Source organism: Streptomyces sp. NPDC006544 (assembly GCF_040611715.1).
Taxonomy (GTDB): Bacteria; Actinomycetota; Actinomycetes; order Streptomycetales; family Streptomycetaceae; genus Streptomyces.
In genome coordinates this window covers 22539-43965 of sequence record NZ_JBEXOV010000012.1, presented here as the reverse complement: position 1 = coordinate 43965, position 21427 = coordinate 22539, and the positions used below count along the sequence as shown (strand labels likewise).

20 protein-coding genes are annotated in these 21427 nt (G+C 73.2%); 8 read left to right on the top strand and 12 right to left on the bottom strand.

Annotated features, from left to right (window positions below; genetic code table 11):
- Positions 1–102: 102 nt before the first annotated feature.
- Positions 103–795, top strand: a complete 693-nt coding sequence (locus ABZY44_RS08535; protein ID WP_356651299.1) for a hypothetical protein — start codon at positions 103–105, stop codon at positions 793–795.
- A gap of 152 nt (positions 796–947) precedes the next feature.
- Here the strand turns inward: ABZY44_RS08535 and ABZY44_RS08530 are convergent, their stop codons facing one another.
- Positions 948–1457 (bottom strand): MarR family transcriptional regulator, encoded by a 510-nt coding sequence (locus tag ABZY44_RS08530; protein ID WP_356651441.1) that lies wholly within the window; start codon positions 1455–1457, stop codon positions 948–950.
- Positions 1458–1607: 150 nt separating this feature from the next.
- Between ABZY44_RS08530 and ABZY44_RS08525 the strand changes: the two genes are divergently transcribed.
- Complete coding sequence (locus ABZY44_RS08525; RefSeq protein ID WP_356651297.1) at positions 1608–2522, top strand: ABC transporter ATP-binding protein; 915 nt, start codon at positions 1608–1610, stop codon at positions 2520–2522.
- A gap of 137 nt (positions 2523–2659) precedes the next feature.
- On the top strand, positions 2660–4237 hold the full coding sequence (locus ABZY44_RS08520; protein WP_356651439.1) for an ABC transporter permease: 1578 nt from the start codon (positions 2660–2662) through the stop codon (positions 4235–4237).
- 142 nt (positions 4238–4379) lie between these two features.
- Here the strand turns inward: ABZY44_RS08520 and ABZY44_RS08515 are convergent, their stop codons facing one another.
- The 10 genes from ABZY44_RS08515 to ABZY44_RS08470 all read right to left on the bottom strand — a co-directional run bounded on the left by ABZY44_RS08515 (position 4380) and on the right by ABZY44_RS08470 (position 13550).
- Positions 4380–5039: a response regulator transcription factor gene (locus ABZY44_RS08515; RefSeq protein WP_356651295.1), complete on the bottom strand. Its 660-nt coding sequence runs from the start codon at positions 5037–5039 to the stop codon at positions 4380–4382.
- On the bottom strand, positions 5036–6361 hold the full coding sequence (locus ABZY44_RS08510) for a histidine kinase (protein WP_356651293.1): 1326 nt from the start codon (positions 6359–6361) through the stop codon (positions 5036–5038). Before ABZY44_RS08510 ends, ABZY44_RS08515 begins: the two co-directional genes overlap by 4 nt.
- Before the next feature lie 88 nt (positions 6362–6449).
- Positions 6450–7121: a response regulator transcription factor gene (locus ABZY44_RS08505; RefSeq protein WP_356651291.1), complete on the bottom strand. Its 672-nt coding sequence runs from the start codon at positions 7119–7121 to the stop codon at positions 6450–6452.
- Entirely contained in the window at positions 7118–8566 is a 1449-nt protein-coding gene (locus ABZY44_RS08500) for a histidine kinase (protein ID WP_356651289.1), read from the bottom strand. The genes ABZY44_RS08505 and ABZY44_RS08500 overlap by 4 nt, the downstream gene beginning before the upstream one ends.
- Positions 8559–9842 carry an acyltransferase gene (locus ABZY44_RS08495; RefSeq protein WP_356651437.1) on the bottom strand — a complete coding sequence of 428 codons (1284 nt, stop codon included), beginning with the start codon at positions 9840–9842 and terminating at the stop codon, positions 8559–8561. The genes ABZY44_RS08500 and ABZY44_RS08495 overlap by 8 nt, the downstream gene beginning before the upstream one ends.
- Positions 9835–10959 (bottom strand): alpha/beta hydrolase, encoded by a 1125-nt coding sequence (locus ABZY44_RS08490; protein WP_356651287.1) that lies wholly within the window; start codon positions 10957–10959, stop codon positions 9835–9837. The genes ABZY44_RS08495 and ABZY44_RS08490 overlap by 8 nt, the downstream gene beginning before the upstream one ends.
- A gap of 228 nt (positions 10960–11187) precedes the next feature.
- The gene (locus tag ABZY44_RS08485; protein ID WP_356651285.1) at positions 11188–11589 is read right to left on the bottom strand and encodes a nuclear transport factor 2 family protein; all 402 of its coding nucleotides are present in this window, start codon (positions 11587–11589) and stop codon (positions 11188–11190) included.
- A gap of 70 nt (positions 11590–11659) precedes the next feature.
- Entirely contained in the window at positions 11660–11884 is a 225-nt protein-coding gene (locus ABZY44_RS08480) for a hypothetical protein (protein ID WP_356651283.1), read from the bottom strand.
- A 135-nt stretch (positions 11885–12019) separates the two neighbouring features.
- Positions 12020–12460, bottom strand: a complete 441-nt coding sequence (locus tag ABZY44_RS08475) for a MarR family winged helix-turn-helix transcriptional regulator (protein WP_356651435.1) — start codon at positions 12458–12460, stop codon at positions 12020–12022.
- A gap of 319 nt (positions 12461–12779) precedes the next feature.
- Positions 12780–13550, bottom strand: coding sequence for a DJ-1/PfpI family protein (locus ABZY44_RS08470; RefSeq protein WP_356651281.1), 771 nt, complete (start codon positions 13548–13550; stop codon positions 12780–12782).
- 261 nt (positions 13551–13811) lie between these two features.
- On the opposite strand from ABZY44_RS08470, the gene ABZY44_RS08465 reads away from it, so the two are divergent.
- From ABZY44_RS08465 to ABZY44_RS08450, 4 genes are all read left to right on the top strand, one after another.
- Positions 13812–15164, top strand: coding sequence for an aspartate aminotransferase family protein (locus ABZY44_RS08465; RefSeq protein ID WP_356651279.1), 1353 nt, complete (start codon positions 13812–13814; stop codon positions 15162–15164).
- Between the two features lie 357 nt (positions 15165–15521).
- The gene (locus ABZY44_RS08460) at positions 15522–16214 is read left to right on the top strand and encodes a GntR family transcriptional regulator (protein ID WP_356651277.1); all 693 of its coding nucleotides are present in this window, start codon (positions 15522–15524) and stop codon (positions 16212–16214) included.
- Between the two features lie 14 nt (positions 16215–16228).
- The gene (locus ABZY44_RS08455) at positions 16229–18943 is read left to right on the top strand and encodes a glycosyltransferase family 2 protein (protein WP_356651275.1); all 2715 of its coding nucleotides are present in this window, start codon (positions 16229–16231) and stop codon (positions 18941–18943) included.
- A 227-nt stretch (positions 18944–19170) separates the two neighbouring features.
- A complete protein-coding gene (locus ABZY44_RS08450; RefSeq protein ID WP_356651273.1) occupies positions 19171–19821 on the top strand; it encodes a hypothetical protein in 651 nt (216 codons plus the stop codon).
- A 171-nt stretch (positions 19822–19992) separates the two neighbouring features.
- Here ABZY44_RS08450 and ABZY44_RS08445 read toward each other — a convergent pair whose 3' ends face one another.
- The gene (locus ABZY44_RS08445; protein ID WP_356651271.1) at positions 19993–20718 is read right to left on the bottom strand and encodes an SLATT domain-containing protein; all 726 of its coding nucleotides are present in this window, start codon (positions 20716–20718) and stop codon (positions 19993–19995) included.
- A gap of 267 nt (positions 20719–20985) precedes the next feature.
- Between ABZY44_RS08445 and ABZY44_RS08440 the strand changes: the two genes are divergently transcribed.
- Positions 20986–21330 carry a YbaB/EbfC family nucleoid-associated protein gene (locus tag ABZY44_RS08440; protein ID WP_356651269.1) on the top strand — a complete coding sequence of 115 codons (345 nt, stop codon included), beginning with the start codon at positions 20986–20988 and terminating at the stop codon, positions 21328–21330.
- The last annotated feature ends 97 nt before the right edge of the window (positions 21331–21427 follow it).

Sequence of the window (21427 nt, the reverse complement as noted above, 5' to 3'; positions counted from 1 at the left end):
CCCGGTCTGCCCGTCGCGTCGGTGCGGCCCGCCCCAGTGGGGTCGTCCTGCGGTGGGAACGGCGGCCCGGGCCCGTCCGACGGGCCGCCGGACGAGGCGGGCGTGCGGGACGCGCTCAGCGACTGGCGGCAGGACGCCGTGCTGATCGGCGTGCTGCCGGTGCTGTGCTGGCCCGCGTTCATCGGGGCACTGGTCACCCGTCCGGCGCCGCTGAAGGTGGTGCTGTTCGGGTTGCTGGCCCTTCCGGTGCTCGTCGCCCTCCGTGAGCTCCACGCAGTCAGGTGCGTCCGCCGCGTCCTGGGTGCCCCAGGGGCACGGTGGACCCGGTACGAGGCCGAGGTGCTCGCGGGGCGCGGGCCGGCACCCCTGCTCGTTCTGGGCCCGGGCCCGGGCCCGGAAGCGGGGGCGGACGAGGACGAGGACGGACGCAAGAACGGGACCGGGATCGTGAACGGGGACGGGGACGGGGACGGGGACGGGGAGGGCGGAGGCGACGGGCCGGTCGAGGGCCAGGGCCAGGGCGAGGGCGACGGCGGCCGCGAGGGGCGGTTCGTGCTGACGCTCGGGCCGCTGGGGCGGCGAGTCCTGACGCCGCGCGCGTGGTTCCGTACCGACCCGGCTGTGCCGCAGTCGGCCCGACCGCCCTCCTCGGCAGAGCCGGACGGCGATCGCGATCCGGCCGCGAAGCGGGCGGTGTGGCTCATGGGCGCTCCCGGGCGCGGAGCCGTCCTTTGGGAGCCGCACACCCGGGAGCTGGGGTGGGCGCGCAGGCTGTGGCGGCGGCCGTTTGGATGAGGTGGCGGCCGGGGCGTGGGCCGTGAGGCGCGTCGGGGAGCGGGGAGAGTCGCCCGTGCCGGTGAGGGCCGTTCGTGAGGAACGGCCCCGGGGCGCGGGCGGGTACGCGGCGGGGCGGTGGACCCGGGGAGGCCCGGGGAGGCCCGGGCAGGTCAGGGGGCCGGGAGGTCCAGCGTTGCGCGGTGGGTGCGCCAGCGGTCCATCAGGCCCAGCAGTTCCTCCTGCATGAACTCGAAGAACGCCGCGGTCTCGGCGATCCGGGCGCCGGCCGGAGAGTCGGTGCCGAGGGTGGCCGCTCCGTCGCGGAGGGTCTTCTCCCAGAGGACGAGGATCTGGTCCCGGCGGGTGAAGGTCTCGTACCAGAGCTCGTTGTGCAGGACGTAGCGGTCGCGCCGGGAGCCCGGTTCGCGTTCCCGGCTGACCATGTTGACCTGGGTCAGGTACGCCACGGCCCCCGAGACCGCCGCCGGGCTGATCCGCAGGGCCTCGCCCAGCTCCGCCGAGGTCATCGCGCCGCCGTCGCTCGCGAGCAACTGCGCGAACACTCGCGCGGCCATCCGCTGCATCCCCGCCTCGGTCAGCTGCGCGGCGAACCGCTCCACGAAGCGGGAGACGGCCTCGTCGTCCCGCCGTACGCCGCCGGTCCGCCCCGCGTCGCCGATCTTCCCCGCCGGGCCGCCCCTACCGCTCGCGCTGCCCGTACCGCTCGCGCTGCCCGCGCCGCTCGTCTCGCTCACATCGTCTGCCACCCTCCCGACTTTACTCGATTTCCAAGCTTCACAATTTTGTGAAAGAAGCGTACGTTCGGAAGCATGACGAAGGCAATCAGCGTCGCCGGGCTCCACAAGGCGTTCGGCCGCACCCACGCACTGGACGGACTCGACCTCTCGGTCGCCACCGGCGAGGTCCACGGCTTCCTCGGCCCCAACGGCGCCGGCAAGTCCACCGCCATCCGGGTCCTGCTCGGCCTGCTGCGCGCCGACTCCGGCACCGCCGAACTGCTCGGCGGCGACCCCTGGGCCGACGCCGTGGAGCTGCACCGCCGCGTCGCCTACGTACCCGGAGACGTCACCCTCTGGCGCAACCTCTCCGGCGGCGAGGTCATCGACCTCTACGGGCGCTTGCGCGGCGGCCGCATCGACCGGGCCCGTCGCGACGCGCTCATCGAGCGGTTCGAACTCGACCCGACCAAGAAGGGGCGTACGTACTCCAAGGGCAACCGGCAGAAGGTCGCCCTCGTCGCAGCGTTCGCCGCCGACGTCGAGCTGCTCGTCCTCGACGAGCCCACCTCCGGCCTCGACCCGCTGATGGAGGAGGTCTTCCAGGGCTGCGTCGCCGAGGCCCGCTCCGCCGGCCGTACCCTCCTGCTCAGCTCGCACATCCTCAGCGAGGTCGAGACGCTGTGCGACCGCGTCAGCATCGTCCGCAAGGGCCGCACGGTGGAGACCGGCAGCCTCGCCGAGCTCCGCCACCTCACGCGTACGTCGATCAGCGCCGAGCTCGCCGGTCCGCCGGGCGGCCTCGCGGACCTGCCGGGCGTCCACGACGTGGAGGTGCGGGGGGCGAAGGTCCGCCTCCAGGCCGACACGGACAAACTGGACGCCGTACTGCGGTCGCTGGCCGCATCGGGCGTGCGGTCGCTGACGTCGACCCCGCCGACCCTCGAAGAGCTCTTCCTGCGCCACTACGCGCCGCGCGAAGACGAGCGGGCGGAGGCGCTCCGATGACGAACCACCAGCTCGCGGCGGACAAGCGCCCTTACCGGGCCCTGCCGGTGACGGGCCGTCGGCGCCCGGTGGCCGGGTACGGGCCGCTGGCGGGGACGGCCGTCCTGCTGCGCCTCGCCCTGCGCCGCGACCGCGTCATGATGCCGGTCTGGATCCTGGCCGTGGCCGCCATGGTGCTCGCCCTGCCGTCCTCGCTCGCCTCCATGTACGCGACGGCGGCCGAACGGGGCGACCTGCTCTCCACGATGAACTCCAACGGCTCGCTCCGCGCCCTCTACGGACCCGTCTTCGGCGACTCGATCGGCGCCCTGACCGCCTGGAAGGGCGGGATCTTCGCCGGGCTGCTCGCCGGGATCATGAGCCTCGTCATCGTGGTCCGGCACACCCGCGAAGAGGAGGAGACGGGACGTCAGGAACTCTTGTCGGCCGCCATGGTGGGGCGCCGCGCACCGCTCACGGCCGCCCTCCTGGCGGCCTGCGCGGCCAACGCCCTCGTCGCCGTGCTCGTCACGGCCGGGCTCGCGGGCCAGGGTGCGGGCGGCGCGCTCGCCCTCGGGCTCGGCATCGGGGCGACCGGGATGCTGTTCGCCTCGGCGGCCGCCGTCGCGGCGCAGCTCACCGAGAGCGCGCGACTGGCGAAGGGCCTCACGGGGGCGCTGCTCGGCGCGGCCTTCGTGCTGCGCGCCGCCGGTGACGCGGGCTCGGCGGGCGGTTCGTCCACCCTGACGTGGATCTCGCCGCTGGGCTGGCTGGAGCACGTACGGGCCTTCGCGGCCGAACGCTGGTGGGTGCTCGCCCTGTTCGCGACGGCCGTCGCGGCCCAGTCGGCCGGGGCGTACGTTCTCGCCGGCCGCCGTGACCTCGGCATGAGCTACCTGGCGGCCCGGCCGGGCCCCGCGCGGGGGCGGCTCGGTAGCGCCGGGGCACTGGCGTGGCGGCTGCACCGTGGCGGACTGCTCGGCTGGAGCTTCGGCTTCCTGGCGGCCGGTGCGGTGTTCGGCTCGATGGCCGACGGGGCCGCCGAGCTGGTCGGCGACAACGCGAAGACCCGGGAGCTCATCGAGCGGATGGGCGGCGCGGACGCCGGGGGCGGGGCCGTTGGCGTCGGGGGCGGGGTGGGCGGCGTCGCCGCCGAGGCCGGCCGGGCGGTCCTCACGGACGCCTTCCTCGCGACGATGGCCGGGTTGCTCGGGCTGGTGGCCGCGCTGTTCGTCGTCTCGGCGGTACTGCGGCTCCATGCCGAGGAGGCGGGGCAGCGCGCGGAGCCGCTCCTCGCACACCGCGTGGGCCGCCTGCGCTGGGCCTGCGGTCATCTGGCCGTCGCCTTCGGCGGTTCGGCGCTGATCCTGCTGCTGGCGGGGCTCGGGCTGGGCTTGGGCCACGGCGAGGACATCGGTCCGGCGGTGGGGGCGTGCCTCGCGCAGCTCCCCGCCGTCTGGCTGGTCGGGGCCGTCGCCGTGCTCCTGTACGGCGTGGCCCCCCGGTTCGCTCCGGCCGCCTGGGCGGTGGCCGGGGCCTCACTGGCGCTCGGCTGGGTCGGCCCGGCGCTGAACCTCCCCGGGGCGGTCCTGAACCTCTCGCCCTTCGCCCACCTGCCCAAACTGCCCGGTGGCGAGGCCTTGGACTGGACGCCGCTGCTGGCGCTGACCGCGCTCGCGGCGCTCTGCCTGGCGGCGGCCCTGACCGCGCTGCGCCGACGCGATCTGACGATCTGAGCCACGCCATCCCGTCACTCGAAAAATTGTCCACAGCTGTGGACAACTTTTCGGGATCCGCGGAATCGGCGCCCCGTCCGACCGGGGCCCCGCCCGGTACCGCCTCCCGGGAGGCCGCGGGGCGCGGCGCTGTCGACCCTGCTCAGGCCGGTATCACCAGCCGGGCCTCGTAGGCGAACACCGCCGCCTGGGTCCGGTCGCGCAGGCCCAGCTTCACCAGGATCCGGCTCACGTGCGTCTTGATCGTGGACTCGGCGATGATCAGACGGTCCGCTATCTCGGCGTTGGACAGGCCCTGCGCGATCAGCACCAGCACCTCCGTCTCCCGCTCGGTCAGCTCGCCGACCCCAGTGGCATGAATGAACATCCGGGTCTCCGAGAGTTTCGAGAACTCGGTGATCAGCCGCTTGGTCACCGAGGGGGCGAGCAGCGCCTCGCCCGCGGCCACCACCCGGACCCCATCGGCCAGTTGGCGGGCCGAGGCATCCTTGAGGAGGAACCCGGAGGCCCCGGCCCGCAGGGCTTGGTACACGTACTCGTCGAGGTCGAAGGTCGTCAGGACCAGCACCTTCGCGTCCGTGTCGGCGGCCACGATCTCCCGGGTCGCCTCCAGGCCGTTCATCTCCGGCATCCGGATGTCCATCAGCACCACGTCCGGCCTGAGCGCCGCGACCTGCGCGATGGCTTCCCGCCCGTTCACCGCCTCACCGACGACCTCGATGCCCTCCATCGCGTTCAAGAGGACGGAGAACCCCTCCCGGACCATCATCTGGTCGTCGACGATGAGCACCCTGATCGTCATGCCGACTCCTTCGACGTCTCCGGGTGGCTGGTCGGCACCGGTATGAACACCGCCACCTCGTACCCTCCGACAGCCGTCTCGCCGGCCGTCATCTCGCCTTCCAGCATGGCCACCCGCTCGCGCATCCCGGTGATCCCCTGGCCGGCTCCCGGCGAGGGCCGCGCGTTCCCCGTCGCCAACCCGTTGACCACGCGTATGCCCAACCCGCCCAGTACGTACGACACCTCGACCCCGGCCGCCGCGCCCGGCGCGTGACGCAGGGCGTTGCTCAGGGCCTCCTGGATGATCCGGTACGCCGACAGCTCCACGCCCGGCGGCAGCTCCCGCACCGCGCCCGTCACCGTCTTGTCCACGCTCAGCCCGGCCTCCCGCACGTTGGCCAGCAGACCGTCGAGCGAGGCCAGCGTCGGCTGCGGGGCGTCGGGCGCCTCGTAGTCCGCGGAGCGGACCACGCCCAGGACCCGGCGCAGTTCCGTCAGGGCCGCCACCGCGTTCTCCCGGATGGTGACGAACGCCGCTTCCAGCTCCGGCGGTGGATTCTTCACGCGGTAGGGTGCTGCCTCCGCCTGGATGGCCACCACCGACATGTGGTGGGCGACCACGTCGTGCAGCTCCCGCGCGATCGTCGTCCGCTCCTCCAGCAGCGTCCGCCGGTCCCGCTCGACGGCCGTGACCTCCTGCTGTGCGGTGACCTGCTGCTCCGCCTGCTTGCGGATGTTGCGGACGCTGACCGTCAGCAGGGCGATGGCCGACAGGAAGGCCATCGGGCCGATGTTGAGGGGCTGACCGCGGCCGAGCAGGATGGTCGTTCCGACGCCGATCGCCAGCGTGACCAGCCACATCCAGGCGGCGGTCCGCGGCCTGGTCCGCATCGCCACGAGGGTCACCGTCGCGAGGTACGAGACGAACGTCGCCGGCGACCAGGGCCAGTTGGAATCCCATGAGTTGACGACCGAGGAGACGAGGGTGACGGCGACGGCGGCCCAGAACGCTCCCACGGGCCGCACCAAGGTCATCGCGACCGGGGCGGCCGCCATGAGCCCCATCACCAGGCCACTGGCCTGGGACAGTCCACCGGTGACGGACGTGAAGGTGACCACGAAGAACGCGGACACGAGCACCGCCGCGTGCGGCAGGTACACCACCTCGGCCCGTATCCGCTTCGGGAGCCGCCGGGTCAGCGGCCCGTCCGCGCGCATCGGGGGCAGCGGACGGTAGGCGAAGGCATCGGTGATCAGATCCTGGCGCAGGCCCTGCATCAGGCCCGAAGCCAGCCGCATCTCGGGTGCCCGGGGGGTCGCCCCGGAGGTCGTCTCGGTCATGGTCCCCACGGTAGGCGCGCCGCGCCCTCGTCCGCGTCGCCGCTGAAGGGGATATCCCAGGGTCCCCCTCAAGTACTACCGGGGTGCCTCAGTAGCCCGTCGGACGGATCAGACCCGTCTCGTACGCGAACACCGCGGCCTGGGTGCGGTCCCGCAGGCCCAGCTTCACCAGGATCCGGCCCACGTGCGTCTTCACCGTCTGCTCGGCGAGGACCAGGTGCTGGGCGATCTCCGCGTTCGACATGCCCTGGGCGACCAGGGACAGCACCTCCGTCTCCCGTTCCGTCAGCTCCTCGATCCGGGTCTTCGAGGGCGCCCGAGGGGCTCCCAGCCGGGAGAACTCGGTGATCAGACGCCTGGTGATGTTCGGCGCGAGGAGCGCCTCACCGGCCGCGATCACCCGGACCGCCTCCGCCAGCTGATCCGCCGAGGCGTCCTTGAGGAGGAATCCCGAGGCACCGGCGCGCAGCGCCTCGTAGACGTACTCGTCGAGGTCGAAGGTGGTGAGCACCAGCACCTTCACCGCGGAACCGGGGGTGGCCGTGATCAGCGACGTGGCCTCGATGCCGCCCATGCCGGGCATGCGGATGTCCATCAGGACCACGTCCGGAGCCAGCTCGGCCACCTTCGCGACGGCCTCGGCGCCGTCGACGGCCTGGCCGACGACCTCTATGTCCGGCTGGGCGTTGAGGAGCACGGTGAACCCCTGCCGGACCATCATCTGGTCGTCGGCGATCATCACCTTGATCGGCGCAGTCATGCTTCCTTCTTCACGTCGGGCTTCGGACCGGGCTGCTTCGGACCGGGCTGCTTGGGGCCGGGCTGTTCCGGGACGGTCGCCGAGCCGGTGGAGCTCGGTTCCGCCGGAGCCGTCGGCAGGACGGCGCTCACCTCGTACCCCCCTCCGGGGCGCGGGCCGGCGGCCAGTTCGCCCCCCAGCATGCCCGCTCGCTCCCGCATGCCGAGCAGCCCGTGTCCCGCGCCGGGCGACGGGGGCGCCGGCCGGGTGGGCGCGGTGTTGGCCACGCACAGGTGCAGATCGCGCGGACCGTAGGCGATGCCGACCTCCACGTGGGAACCGGGTGCGTGACGAAGGCAGTTGCTCAGAGCCTCCTGGACGATGCGGTACGCGGTGAGCTCCACGCCCGGGGCCAGCGGCCGCCGGATGCCCGCGATCGCGGTGGTGACATCCAGCCCCGCCGCCCGCACGTTGTCCACGAGACCGTCCAACTCGCCCAGCGTGGGCTGAGGATGGTGCGGACCGGCGGGATCGTCCGGGTGCTCGGAACGCAGTACGCCCAGCACGCGGCGCAGCTCCGTCAGGGCCTCCAGCGCGTTCGCGCGGATGCCCGCGAGGTTCTCCTTGAGTTCCTCGGAGGGGTTGTCCACGAGGTACGGAGCCACCTGCGCCTGGATGGAGATCACCGACATGTGGTGCGCGACGACGTCGTGCAGTTCGCGGGCGATCCGGCTGCGCTCCTCCAGCAGGGTGCGCTGGGCGCGCTCGGCCTCGGTCAGGGTCTCCTGCTCGACCAGCTTCGTGCGGGCCGTACGCGTCGAGCGCAGGGCGTGGCCGAGGAGTCCGGTGAACGCGAAGAGGAGGACGGTTCCGGCCGCGGTGGTGGTGCTGTGGTCGGGCTTGAACAAGGCCTCGGCCAGCCCCGTAACGGCGATGGCGAAGAAGACGGCGCCGACGGTGACCCGGGCCGGTACGCGCAGGGCGACCAGCAGCAGCACGGGGGCGAAGGTGAAGATCCCGGCGGGCGTCCAGGGCCAGCTCTGTCCCTGCCCGACGTGGTCGTGGATGGACCAGGCGATCTGGGCCGCCGCGATCAGGCCGATCCAGTACCCGGCCATCGGCCGCCGGACGGCGATCAGCACCGCCGCGCCGACCATGAGCGACGGCACCTCCCGGGCGACGCCGTGGACCCCGTAGTGATCCCCGAGCTGCGCCTTGGTGAGGAAGAGGAAGAGCACCCCCAGGTAACCGAGCGTCACATGCGGGAGCCAGGCCAGCCAGTGGGGCCGGGACATCTTCGGCAGTGGATCGGACTTCAGGTCGAGCAGGTCCCGGATCACACCGCGCACCAGGGCCGAGGCCCTGACGCGTCGACTGGCCTGACCCGTCGCCCCGTTGGTCCTGACCGTGCCGGCGCGTGGTGCCGGAAGCTCGCTCTGCTCGTTCACGTCGCTCAGCCTAGGCATGGGCTTTTCCCTCGGCAGCGGCCACCCCGCCGGGGCCGGCAGGGTCGGCGGGGCCTGGGGCGGGGGCGGTCTTCCCGACAGCCGGCACGGACCTGGCGACGATCCTCGAGGGGGTGACCGGAGAGCCGGAAGTTCGTTGCCGTGTACGGCCCTTGCCGCTGGGGCCGGCCAGTTCGTACGTCCTGAAGGCCGCCCAGCAGACGGCCAGCGCGGCGGCGAACACCGGCAGCCACAGGATCCGCGCGAAGATCCACTGCGCGGAGTCGGGCACCGTGTGCAGTCCCGGCAGGTCCGTGGAGACCAGCAGTCCCAGGGAGGTGACGGCCATCATCGCGGTCTGGTGCCATAGGAAGATCGTCATGGCGGACAGGTTCACCAGGGCCACCTTCGCCCAGGCCCGCGGGCGGCCCATCACCCGGGCCAGCGGCTCCCGCAGCAGCAGCGCCAGCCCGCACTGGGCCAGGCCGAACGTGACGGCGGCGAGCGTCGGCGGGTTCAGGTTCGATGTCGCGGCTCCCGGCACGCCCACCATGGAAGCCGGATACCCGCCCCAGACGATCAGCGCCGCCGCGGTGACCGCGCCGCCCAGCAGCAGCGCTGCCGGGGTACGCCGGGTGAACGCACCCCGGGACCAGGCGGCGCCCAGGGTGTAGGGGACCAGCCAGCCGGCGGCCACGTTGACCCAGCCGATCCACTCGGGTCCGTCGAGCCCGAAGCGCCAGACGTCGACGACGGCCACCACGGCCAGCGGCCCAAGGGGGCTGAGCCGGGCCACGAGCGGGGTGGCGGCGGTGAGCACGGCGAAGACGAGGAGGAACCAGAGGGGGGAGAGGACGAGCTTGAGCAACGTGTGGACGGTGTCCGTCCCGACCCCGCCGAGCAGCATCCCGCCGGCCGCCACCGTCCACAGGACGAGGACGGCGGAGACCGGCCGGAACAGCCGGCTCAGCCGCTGCGCGATCCACTGGCCGTAGGAGACTCCGCGCCCGCGCGCCGACTCGTAGCCCTGGGCCGCCACATGCCCGCCGACCAGGAAGAAGACGGCCAGGGTCTGGAACACCCAGGAGACGGGGGCCAGGGCGCTCATGTGGGCCAGGGGACTGGCGGTGCGCAGGCCGCCGTCGGCGGCCGTAAGGGCGGTGACGAGCCAGTGGCCGAGTACCACGCCGATGATGGCGAAGGCCCGCAGGGCGTCCACGGTCCTGTCCCGGTGGGCGGGGGTGCCGGCGTCGATGCGGTCCGCGAGGGCGGACCAGCGGGCGGTGAGCTTACGCAGACGCACGGGAAGCCTCCGGGGCGGTGGTGGCGGTCCGGGTGTGGATGGGGATGGGGATGGGGTTGTGGGCCCAGGGGTGGCTGTGGGTCCGGGGGCGGACGTCGGCCCGGTGGGGGGTCCGGGCAGGGGTGGTCGTCGTGGAGGCCGGCCGCGGCGCAGGCGTGGCCGGTGCGGTGCCGAGCACGATCGAGGCGAGGCTGTTCAGGGACTCGGTGCCCGGCTTGAGGTAGTCGCTGTGACCGCCGGAGCCGGCCGCGAAGGGCTGCGCGCCGAAGGCCGGGTCCACCGGGTCGGTGCCGAAGCCGATGCCGCCGAGGCGCATGTGCGGGACGCCCCCGATCCAGTCGTCGGCTCCCCGGCCGGCCCAGACCCGGGCGCGGGTCGGCAGGTCGGCGACGGAGCCGGACCCCGTACCCGGGCTGCCGAACAGGGCGATGTCGGTGATCTTGGGGCCGGTCTCGGTGCGGGCGCAGACCACGGATCCGTAGGAGTGGCACAGGAGCGAGAGACGGGTGTCCGGGACGGTCATCCGCTCCAAGCGGGCCAGGAAGGACCCGAGTTCGGTGGCGGCCTCGTCCGCGCGGCCGGTGGTCAGGACGGTCGTACTGACCGTCCCGGGAGTGTCGTACCCGAGCCAGGCGATCACGGCGGAGCGGCTGTGCTCTGCCTGGAGCCGCTGCTGCAGGGCGACCGCCCCGGCACGGAAGCGCTGGTAGGTGTCCAGGGTGGTGTCCGACCCGGGGACCAGGACCGTGACCCGGTCCGCGCTCTCCAGGTCGCCGAACACCTCTGTCGCGCGGCCCTCACCGCGGCCGTCGAAGGCGAGGAAGCGGGCGGCGCCGTCAGCGGCCATCGCCCGGAGCTTCCCGGCACGTCCTGTCCGGCCGGCGTCCTGGGCCATGCGCGCTGCCTCGGCGAGGTTCCCGAGGTGGGCGGCGTACCGTGCGGGGAGGGAGAGGCCCTCCCCGAGCACCGCGGGCGCGGGGGCGGGGGCCTGGGGAGAGGCTGCGGCGGAAACGGGGAACACGACCGCCGCGGCGACGAGCACGGCCAGCAGAGTGCGGCGCGGACGGCCGCGGTGGCGGCCGTCGGGACGTGCGGTGGGGCGGCGGAACATGGGTCGCTTCCTTCGTTCGTGCCAGAGGGGGTGGTGCTGCGTTCTTCTCTGGTCACGAAATTAGGAACAAGAGCCCATGGCCGGCGTCACGCTGGAGAGCGGCCTTTGCGCGTAGCTCTCAGGTATGACGGGGACTACCCGGGCACCGGAAACCGTGGCTGGCCGCACCGGCACGTCGGGGCGTGCAACGGCCTTTGCCGCACGGCCTCTTCCGCCGCTGTCGCCGGGTCAGTCCGCGGACAGGTATGCGGCGAGGGGCTCCACGTAGCCCGCGCGCCAGCGGGGGGCCGGGTCTTGGCCGGGGCTGGTCCAGTACTCGCGGGCGCCCACGACCTCGCCGTCCCGCACGGTCCACCACGAGACGGCGCGGTAGACGACGTGGTCCTGAGGTATCTCCACCTCCGTGACCACGAGATCGCCGTCCACGAGGATCCGCAGGACTTCCACGGAGCTCTCGTCCGCGTAGCCGTCGTCGCTGATGACGGCGAGGAAGTTGGCCCGCCCGACGATGCGTTCACCGCTGACCGGCCATTCGATCACCGCGTCCTCGGCGATCAGTGCGGCCACCCCGTCCCAGTCGCGTGCCTCGATCCGCTCCCACAGTTGTGCCACTACCTCCGACGGCTCCATGTGCCGCAGTGTGCGACGGCTCCATCGGATGCAACAAGCTTTGCGCGCAGGCTTATTGACATCGAAATAATCACTCCCGGCGGTAGGACAGCGGCGCCCCCGGACCGTCCTCGAGCTCCCGCACCAGCGTGCCGTCGGGCAGCAGGCGCAGCGTGCCGCGGCCCCCGGGCGAGCAGGTCGGCGGGGTACCGGAGGTGACGGTGGAGGTCTCCAGCCCGACCGTGCCGGGAGTGGCCTCGAGCAGGGGAGCGGTCCAGGAGCAGGCGAGTCCCGGCGCCTGGACGGTCAGCGACATGAGACGAGTCGGTTCGAACGGGCCGAGCCGGACGGGACGAGCCGGCCTGACGGGCAGAGCGGGCCGACACCGGACGAGCCGCACCGGCCGGGCCGACACGAACAGCGGCGACACGGGCCGGCCCGGGCAAAGTCTCTAGGGGCCAGGGGAGTCCGGCACGGGCGGCAACGTGTCCAGGGCAGCCGACAGGCGTTGCAGGACGCGGACCGTTTCCGCGAAGGCGTCGTCGCCCAAGGCCTCCGCGAGGCGGGTGGCCAGGGTGGCGTGGCCAGGGCCGATCCGGGCGATGGCGGCGCGGCCGGCCTCCGTGGGGCGCAGGAGCTTCGCCCGGCGGTGGGCCGGGTTCGGGACGTACTCCGCGAGGCCCTCGGCGGCCAACAGGTCGGCGATGCGCTGGACGCTCTGCCGGGTGATGCCCATGGCCCGGGCGATGCCGGCGACGGGGAGCGGCTCGTGGAGTACGGCGCCGAGCACTTGCCACCAGGCCGCTGTCAGCCCTGCCGGGCGGGCGAGCTCGTCGGACACGGCGAGGAACTGGCCGTTGAGGCGGAACACCCCGAGGGCGGTGTGGCTCAGGAGGTCCTGCCGGACCCGGGTGACGACCCCTTCGGGGACGGGGTACGCGAGGGCCTGGGCTGGGAGGGCATCGGCCCCCGCCCCCGCCCCGGGACCGGAACGGGCGTCGGCACCGGAACGGGCGTCGGCGGTTTCCCTCCCGCCGGGTGCGGCCCCGGCGGCCGAACCTCCGGACGGTGCCGACGCCCCGGCCCCGGCCCCGGCCCCGGCCGTGACCTCGGCCGTTCCGGCTCCTGCTCCCGTTCCCGCAGCCGCTTCCGCTCCCGAACCGTCCGCGGCCCCGGCTCCTGCCGGGCCGTTCGACGGGCTCGGCGGACGGTTACGCATCGCCCGACTCGGATGCCGCCATCAGGACCGGGTACGCGCTGGCGTCCGAGTCGTGGAACAGGCGGTACCACGCGTCGAGGACCTCCGGTTGGTACACCCCGAGGCGGGCGAAGACCTCGCGGGCGAAGGCCACCGGTTCCGTCGGGCCCGCCGTGATCAGGTCGCCGTCCGTGACCGCGTCGGCCTCCACGTAGTGCGCGGCGCCCGCGTAGCCCGGCTGGCCGCCGAGGTAGAAGGGGGCCGCGCTGGTGTGGGCGCGGCCGTCGAGGACGCCCGCCCGGGCCAGACCGGCCGTCGCGCCGCAGATGGCGGCGACCGGGACGCCGGCGGCCAGGTACTCCTCGGCCTTCGCCGCGAAGGGGGCCAGCTCGTCCCCGGTGTCCCACAAGGAGGCGCCGGTCAGGATGAGCAGGGCCGAGTCCTCGGGACGGAGGTCCGTCAGGGCCAGGTCTGGCTGGATGCGGATGCCGCCCATGGTGGTCACGGGCCGGTCGGCGGCGAAGCCGACCGTACGGACCTCATAGCCGCGCTGGGTGAGGTGCGCGGTGGTGTGGCCCGTCTCCCAGTCGGCGTACGTGTCGTAGACGGCCACGTGGACCACCCGGCGCCGCTCCGCCGCGCGCGGGGTACCGGTCCCGGTCTCGATCTCCGACCCGGTTCCGGCTCCCGCCCCGGTTTCGGTCTCCGTCGCCGCTCGGGTCCCCGCCCGGATTCCCGCGTTGCCCTGGATATCGCTCTGGGTCTCGCGCTGCGTCTCGCTCATCGTGCTCGCCTCCGGTGCCGCCGCCGTGCCGTGCCCTTGACCGTTCCGTTCCGTTCCGTTCCGTTCCGTTCCGTTCCCGGCCTATGACAGCAGACTGACATGATGACAGTTTGCTGTCAATCACCTCCACCTGGCGGAGGCGTCGGGCCTTGCGGGCCCGCCCCGCGCCCCTCGCGCCCATACAGACTGCCGAGACCCGCGCCCCACCCCCATACAGTCCGCCGATATCCCTCCCCACCTGCGCACTTCTAGCGTGACCGCATGACCCCTCACGTCACCCCGGGCGCCACCGTCAAGGCCGCCGATCGCGCTCACGTCTTCCACTCCTGGTCCGCCCAGGCCCTGATCGACCCGCTCGCCGTGGCCAAAGCCGAGGGGTCGTACTTCTGGGACTACGACGGCAAGCGCTACCTCGATTTCGCCTCCCAGCTGGTCAACACCAACATCGGTCACCAGCACCCCAAGGTCGTCGCCGCGATCCAGGAGCAGGCGGCCACGCTCTGCACCCTGGCCCCCGGTTTCGCCGTCGACGTCCGCTCCGAGGCCGCACGCCTCATCGCGCAGCGGACCCCCGGCGACCTCGACAAGATCTTCTTCACCAACGGCGGCGCCGAGGCCGTCGAGAACGCCGTCCGCATGGCCCGTCTGCACACGGGCCGGCAGAAGGTGATGTCCACGTACCGCTCGTACCACGGAGCCACCGCCGCCGCGATCAACCTGACCGGCGACCCGCGCCGCTGGCCCTCCGACACGGCTGCCGCCGGTGTCGTGCACTTCTGGGGGCCGTACCTCTACCGTTCGCCCTTCCACGCGACCACCAAGGCCGAGGAGTGCGCCCGCGCGCTCACCCACCTCGCGGACACCATCGCCTTCGAGGGGCCGGCGACCATCGCCGCGATCATCCTGGAGTCCGTCCCCGGCACCGCCGGGATCATGACCCCGCCGCCGGGCTACCTGGCGGGCGTGCGCGAGCTCTGTGACCGCTACGGCATCGTCTTCATCCTGGACGAGGTCATGTCGGGATTCGGCCGGACCGGCAAGTGGTTCGCCGCCGACAACTGGGGCGTCACCCCCGACCTGATCACCTTCGCCAAGGGCGTCAACAGCGGCTACGTCCCGCTCGGCGGCGTCGCGATCTCCGCCGAGATCGCCGAGACCTTCGCCACACGCCCGTACCCGGGCGGGCTCACGTACTCCGGCCACCCCCTGGCCTGCGCCGCAGCCGTCGCGACGATCAACACCATGGAGGAGGAGGGCGTCGTCGAGCACGCCGCCCACCTCGGCGAGAACGTGATCGGGCCGGCCCTCGCCGAGCTGGCCGAGCGTCATCCCTCGATCGGCGAGGTCCGGGGTCTGGGCACCTTCTGGGCGCTGGAACTCGTACGGGACCGCGAGACGCGCGAGCCGCTCGTCCCCTACAACGCCGTTGGAGCCGACAACGCGCCGATGGCCGAATTCGCCGCCGCCTGCAAGGCGTCGGGCCTCTGGCCCTTCGTCAACATGAACCGCACCCACGTGGTCCCTCCGTGCAACATCGCGGAGGCGGAGCTGAAGGAGGGCCTGGCCCTGCTGGACGACGCCCTGACCGTCGCCGACCGGCACGTCTCGGCCTGACCCGCCGGCGGGCTGAGGGCTTGACCGCCTGCGACGAGGGCCTCCGCCTGAGGGCCTGACGGCCTGACGGCCTGACCGTCGTCGGGCCTACGGCGGCCGGCCGGCCGATCGAACGCCCGGCCGCCGCCCCGCCATCCTCCGGCCCGCCTCCGACCAGCCGAAACCACCCCGACCAGCCGAAACCACCCCCGCCCGGCCGATCCGGCCGGGCGGGGTGCTGCGGTGAGCGATCAAGAACAGGCCGGTCCTCCGTCCGCATATCGGGCGTTAAATCCATAGAGCGGCCACAAACCGAACGGTTTCGGCCTTGCTGCCTGGCCTAAGGTGTCCGAAGCCCACAGATGGAGACGGACCCCTATGGCAGGCAGCGGCGCTGTCACCCGCAACACACTTCGCCAGCAGATCGCGGACGCGCTGCGTGACGAGGTGCTCGCGGGACGTCTGCCGGCCGGGACCGAGTTCACCGTGAAGCAGATAGCGGAGCAGTACGAGGTCTCCGCGACCCCCGTCCGCGAGGCCCTCGTCGACCTCTCCGCGCAGGGCCTGCTCGACTCCGTGCAGCACCGCGGCTTCCGCGTCCGCGTCTTCTCCGTAGCCGATTTCCGGGGCATGATCGAGGCTCGTACGCTGATCGTGGAAGGCATCTTCCGCCGAATCGTCGAACGAGGCACCGCTCCCGGTACGGGCGAACGGCTGGTCTCGGTACGCCGCCGGGCGGAGGAGGCGCAGCGCGCCGCACTGACGGGCTCGCTCGACGTGCTGATCGGCTACGACCTGCGCTTCTGGAGGGAGCTGAGCGGGCTGGTCGGCAACACGTACATCTCCGAGTTCCTGCACCGGATCCGCGTGCAGTGCTGGGTCTTCGCCGTGCCCCACCTCAAGGCCGAGGCGGACCCGCGCAGCGGACTGTGGGCCGGTCACAACGAACTGATCGAGGCGGTGACCCGCGGCGATGCCGAGGAGGTACGCCGCCTCGTGCACGCGTACAACCAGCACGGCCTGGACTGGGCCGCGGGCCTGAAGACGCCGGCCCCGACGGCCGGCACGTGAGTGGAGAGAACGGCGTGAGCACAGGCCCGGCCCCCGGCGCCCCGAAGACCATGACGCCCTGGCTCGGAGCCGTCGGCCTCTCCGTGATCGTTCCCGCGCTCGGCTACGACGCGCTCGACTACGACGGGCTGGGCCACGACCCGCTCGGCTGCGACGCACCGGCCGACGACCCGCTCGGTCACGACCCGCTCCGCGCGACGGTCTCCGCCGTGCGCGACCACCTCGACGGCCACCTCGGGCGCGGCCCCGGCGACTGGGAGCTGATCCTGGTCGTCGACGCCGACCGCGCGTCCGCGCGCCCGGATCCCGCGTCCGCGCGCCCGGATCCCGCGCCCGATGACCGCCCCCCCGCCTCGGACGCGGCCGCCGCAGATCCCCGGATCCGGCTGGTCCGCGTGTCCGGCACCCGCGCCGGCAAGGGCACCGCGCTGCGCGCCGGAGTGCTCGCCTCCGCCGGCCGGCGGGTGCTGATCACCGACACCGGCCTCACGACGCCGCTCGACGAGCTGCCCCGCCTCGCCGAGGTCCTCGACGGCGATGGCCCCGGGGGTACCGACGACGCCGGACGTCCCGCGGACGCCGGACCCGCACTGCCCGCCGCCCCCGCCGTGGTCCTCGGCCGGTCGGGTAACCGCCTCGTCCGAGCCCTCGGCATCCCCGGCATACCGGGCTTCCGCGCCGACACCTGCGGCTTCGCCCTCTTCGACGGCGACACCGCCCGCGCCGCCTTCGGCGCCTCCCGTCTCGACGGCCCGGCCATCGACGCCGAGGTGCTGCGCTGGGTCCGCCGCCAGGGCTGGGAGGTGGCCGAAGTCCCGGTCGGCCCCGGCCCCGGCCCCGGCCCCGGCCCCGGCCCCGGCAACCCCCGCCCCGACGCCCCCGACGCCCCCGACGCCCCCGACGCCCCCGACGCCCCCGACGCCACCGTCCCGCGCCCCCGTTCCCGCCGCCCGCGTCCGCGCCCCCGCCCCACCGCCGCCGACCGCCTCCGTGCGCTCGGCGAGCTGCTGCGCCTGAACTCCGGCGGACTCGCCGTCGCCGGGGTCTTCCTCGCGCTGTCCTTCTACGTCTTCCAGGGCCTGTGGGCAGACCTCGACGGCAGCTACCTCGCCGACGCGCTCCAGGACCAGAACCAGTGGGAGTGGTTCGTCGGTGTCACCACCGACAACATCACCCACCTGCGCAATCCGCTGTTCACGCTCTCCCAGGGCATGCCCGACGGCGTGAACCTGATGGCCAACGCGACGATGCTCGGCCTCAACGTCCCGCTCGTCCCCGTCACCCTCCTCTTCGGCCCGACCGTCACGTTCGCCCTCGTCCTCACGCTCGGCATGGCCGCCAGCGCCTGGACCTGGTACTGGCTGATCCGCCGCCGCTTCGTGCGCAGCCGCTGGGCCGCCGCCGCGGGCGGCGCACTCGCCGCCTTCGCGCCGCCGATGGTCTCGCACGCCAACGGCCACCCGAACTTCGTCGTCCTGTTCATGATCCCGCTGATCATCGACCGGGCCCTGCGGCTGTGCGCACCGCGGCGCGGCGGCAGCGTGACCCGCGACGGCGTCCTGCTCGGGCTGTTCGCGGCGTACCAGATCTTCATCGGCGAGGAGCCGCTGCTGATCGCGGCGCTCGGCATGCTGGTCTTCTCCCTCGCCTACCTCCTCGTCGACCACCGCCGCGCCCTCGCCGCCGCCCGCCCGCTGGGCGCGGGCCTGGCCGTCGCCCTCGCCGTCTGCCTGCCGCTCCTGATCGTCCCGCTGTACTGGCAGTTCTTCGGCCCGCAGAGCTACCACTCGGTCCTGCACGGGGACAACGCCGGGAACAGCCCGCGCGCCCTGATCGAGTACGCCTCCCGGTCCCTGTTCGGCGACCCGGAGACGGCGGGACGGCTCTCGCTGAACACCACCGAGCAGAACGCCTTCTACGGCTGGCCCCTGCTGGCCTTCGGGGTGGCCGTCTGCGTGTGGCTGTGGCGGAGCAAGGCCGTCCGCGCGCTCGCGATCACCGGGTTCGCGACCCTGCTGCTGTCCCTCGGACCGTGGGTGCCCGTACCTCGCACCGAGGTGGTGCTGCCGGGTCCCTGGCGACTGATGATCGAGCTGCCGCTCTTCGAGTCGGTGATCGAGGGGCGCGTGGCGATGGTCTGCGCCCCCGTCCTGGGCATCCTGCTCGCCCTCGCGCTCGACCGGATCGTACGGACGCGTACGCGCGAGCTGCGCAGGCTGGGGCTGCTGGGTGCGGCGGCCGCGCTGATCCCGGTCCTGCCGCTGCCGCTGACCGTACGGGAGCGCGCCCCGGTCCCCGCCTTCATCACCTCCGGGGCCTGGAAGGACTACGTCAAGGACGGCGAGGCCCTCGTTCCGGTCCCGTTGCCGGACCCGGGACAGGCGGACGCGCTGCACTGGCAGGTCGAGGCGGACTTCGGCTTCCGGCTGGCCGGCGGCTACTTCAACGGCCCGTGGGGACCCGACCGCATCGGCATCTACGGAGCCACTCCGCGCCACCTCTCCAACCTCCTGCGCGACGTCCGCTACGGCGGCACGCCTCCGGAGGCCACCGCGCAGTGGCGGCTCCAGGCCCGGCAGGACCTGGCGTACTGGAAGGCCGGCGCGCTGGTCCTGCCGCAGCAGGACCGGGACACGGAACTGCGCGAGCTGATCACCGGGCTGCTGGGCCGGCAGCCCGAGAAGGTGCTGGACGCATGGGTGTGGAGGGTGGGCCCGGGGGAGCCGTGATCGGGGCCCCGGCCCCGGCAGTGGTCAGGGCCGGGATCCCGGCCGTGGTCCCGGGCCCAGGCGCGCTCCCGGCCGTGCTCCCGGCGGGGGTCCGCGGGCTTCCGGATACGCTCCGGGGGCCGTCCCCGCGGACACGCGGTGCGGCCCGGGTTCTGCTCACCCCTTCGCGGAGCGTGTCCGGCGCACTACGCTGGCCCGATCGGTGGCAACGACTGATCGGAGGCCGAGTGGCCTGTGACCTGTGGCTGGTCCCCCTTGTCGACGTGCTGTGCCACAGCCCCGACAACCCCTTCGCGGAAGAGATCGCCTCCTACGACAAGGCGCTGAGTGAGGCCGGACTGCCGTCCGTGCCGGTGTTCGCGTACATGCCGGGGCTATCCGGGGACGTCGCCCCGGTGGCCGGTTTCGACTACGACGCCCTGCACTTCCTGCGGCGGGCCTACATGCTCCGGCTCTGCGGGCTGCCGGTGACCCCGGTGGACGAGCTGGGCGGGGACTACGAGCAGCTCCTGGAGATGTTCGAGTCGACGGCGCAGCAGTCGCACCTGGTGTGGCACTACGACCACGCGGGCGCCTACGTGCCCGTGGACTTCGCGGTGCCGCTGGCGAACGAGGAGCTGCTGGCCGGCGGTGGACCGCTGGGCTCGGCCCAGGGCCTCCTGCGCGAGCTCACGGTGGTCGCTCCCGCGATCGGGATAGACCCGGGGAACCCGCCGGTGGCGCCGGCGCCACCGGGGCGGCCGACGTCGCTGGAGGAGCCGGCCGGGCCGATCCCGCACGACGACAGCCCCTTCGCGAGGGAGCGGCACGTGTGGCTGGGACTGCACGCGGCGGCGACACGGAGTCTCGGCCAAGGCTCGATGATCATCTTCAGCTGACGGCTCCAGCCGGTCCGACGGGTCCCGAGCGTCGGGCCGGGGGCGGAGGCGGGTACGGGCACCGCCGCGCGGGCCGGTCCCGCCCCGCCCCTCGCCCCGGCGGAGCCGGATCCCGCGCCTCGCCACCGGCGGAGCCGGATTCCCGATTCCGGCGTCCGATTCCGGTTCCGGTCAGCGCGGCTGCTCCGGGGGCCTCTGTCGGGGCATGTTGGGCCGGGTGCCCGGCGGGAGGGGGAAACGGGCCGGCGGGACGTACGCGTCCGCCCGCGCCCCGCCCGCGCCCAGGGACTGCATCACCAGCGGAGCGGGGCCGGAGCTGAACTCCACCATCCACTCCGCGGTCTCGGACCGCACGAGTTCCGTCACGTCTTCCGAGAACCGCCGCAGCACGGTCAGGCACCGCTCCGCCGCCTCGCTCGCGGTGCCCTCGGTCGGCCCGAGGATCTCCCGCACGTTCTCCGAGGCCCAGTCGAACTGCAGGGTCTGCAGACGGCGCTGCACGGCCTGCGCCGTGGCCACGTCCCGCATCCAGCCCGAGGTCAGGCCGAAGAACCGGTCGCAGGCCAGGCAGGCCGCTGCCAGGAGCAGGCAGACGTAGCCGTAGGAGGACGCCCCGGACGCCGAGCCGGTGAGTTCCAGCAGCGGCAGGACGGCGCCCGAGACCGCCCCCACGGCGGCCGCGACCCGCAGGATCCTGGCCCCGCGGCGTTTCCACGCCCGGTCGGACAGGTACCACTCGGCGGTGCGCAGCGCGTCTGCCTCCACCAGGCGGTAGAGCTCGTCGAGCCGCTCGGCGGGCTCGCCCCAGTCCCCGAGAGGGAACGGCCGGCCGGTAAGGTCGCCGTCCTCTGCGGGATCCCGGGGTGGCCCCTCGGGCTGCATTTCCGGCTGACTCACCCGGGCACTCCCTCTGCCTGCGCTGACGTGTGGTGGTGCGCGTGTGCGCAATGGTGCGCATGCTCTTCCTACCTTCGAATGAGGCGCGATGGGCGGCGAATCCCCGGTTTTCCGCCTGCAAGGAGGGCTTCAGCAGGTACGCGCACGCCTCGTCTCTCACTCGAAAGAGTTGGTCCTCACGGCGTAGGGCGCAGCGCCCGGGGAGCACGTAGGCTCGGATTGACCAAGCCGCCGGCGCTTGGACCGACGCTACGGAGTGAGTGACCTGTGATTCCCGGTGGTGGCCAGCCCAACATGCAGCAGCTGCTCCAGCAGGCCCAGAAGATGCAGCAGGACCTTGCCGTGGCCCAGGAAGAACTGGCCCAGGCCGAGGTGGAGGGCCAGGCCGGCGGCGGACTGGTCAAGGCGACCGTCACCGGTTCCGGTGACCTGCGCGCGCTGGTGATCGATCCGAAGGCCGTGGACCCCGAGGACACCGAGACGCTCGCGGACCTGGTGGTGGCGGCGGTCCAGGCGGCCAGCGAGAATGCGCAGGCGCTCCAGCAGCAGAAGCTGGGCCCGCTGGCCCAGGGACTGGGCGGCGGCAGCGGCATCCCCGGCCTCCCCTTCTAGTCCCGGCACGACCCGTACGACCGCACGACCCGTACGACCTGTACGACCCGACCCGACCCGACCCGACCCGACCCGACCCGACCCGAACCGGCCCGAC

Bases quoted from the DNA above. Each gene is read 5' to 3' on its own strand.
- ABZY44_RS08525 (WP_356651297.1), top strand. From the start codon at position 1,608: ATGACGAAGGCAATCAGCGTCGCCGGGCTCCACAAGGCGTTCGGCCGC.
- ABZY44_RS08480 (WP_356651283.1), bottom strand. From the start codon at position 11,884: ATGTCGCTGACCGTCCAGGCGCCGGGACTCGCCTGCTCCTGGACCGCT.
- ABZY44_RS08470 (WP_356651281.1), bottom strand. From the start codon at position 13,550: ATGAGCGAGACGCAGCGCGAGACCCAGAGCGATATCCAGGGCAACGCG.
- ABZY44_RS08485 (WP_356651285.1), bottom strand. From the start codon at position 11,589: ATGGAGCCGTCGGAGGTAGTGGCACAACTGTGGGAGCGGATCGAGGCA.
- ABZY44_RS08490 (WP_356651287.1), bottom strand. From the start codon at position 10,959: ATGTTCCGCCGCCCCACCGCACGTCCCGACGGCCGCCACCGCGGCCGT.
- ABZY44_RS08505 (WP_356651291.1), bottom strand. From the start codon at position 7,121: ATGACTGCGCCGATCAAGGTGATGATCGCCGACGACCAGATGATGGTC.
- ABZY44_RS08510 (WP_356651293.1), bottom strand. From the start codon at position 6,361: ATGACCGAGACGACCTCCGGGGCGACCCCCCGGGCACCCGAGATGCGG.
- ABZY44_RS08500 (WP_356651289.1), bottom strand. From the start codon at position 8,566: ATGCCTAGGCTGAGCGACGTGAACGAGCAGAGCGAGCTTCCGGCACCA.
- ABZY44_RS08460 (WP_356651277.1), top strand. From the start codon at position 15,522: ATGGCAGGCAGCGGCGCTGTCACCCGCAACACACTTCGCCAGCAGATC.
- ABZY44_RS08520 (WP_356651439.1), top strand. From the start codon at position 2,660: ATGATGCCGGTCTGGATCCTGGCCGTGGCCGCCATGGTGCTCGCCCTG.
- ABZY44_RS08465 (WP_356651279.1), top strand. From the start codon at position 13,812: ATGACCCCTCACGTCACCCCGGGCGCCACCGTCAAGGCCGCCGATCGC.
- ABZY44_RS08515 (WP_356651295.1), bottom strand. From the start codon at position 5,039: ATGACGATCAGGGTGCTCATCGTCGACGACCAGATGATGGTCCGGGAG.